Genomic DNA, 268 nt, shown 5'->3' with positions numbered 1-268 from the left:
GTTCTCGGATTTCGGTTCGCGCGACGCGCCGAGCGCATTCAAGATGCGGCAAGCCGCGGCGATCCTGGCGCGCATTGCGCCCGACCTGCAATGCGACGGCGAGATGCATGCCGATACCGCGCTGTCGGAACATCTGCGCCAGCGCGTCTATCCGCATTCGCGACTGAAGGGCGAAGCCAACCTGCTGGTATTCCCGAACCTTGATTCGGCGAACATCACGCTGACGGCGCTGGGCGCCATGATGGATGCGCTGCATGTCGGACCGATC

Annotated in this window: 1 protein-coding gene; it reads left to right on the top strand. The window is 63.8% G+C overall.

Annotation, left to right across the window (positions count from 1 at the left end; translation table 11 throughout):
- Positions 1 to 268: phosphate acyltransferase (locus EOD29_RS32130; RefSeq protein ID WP_281059248.1), on the top strand; the 268-nt coding region annotated here is incomplete at both ends.

This window comes from Mesorhizobium sp. M1A.T.Ca.IN.004.03.1.1, assembly GCF_003997555.1.
Taxonomy (GTDB): Bacteria; Pseudomonadota; Alphaproteobacteria; order Rhizobiales; family Rhizobiaceae; genus Mesorhizobium.
Note: the sequence above shows the minus strand (reverse complement) of the source record. Positions and strands in the feature narration are given on the sequence as shown.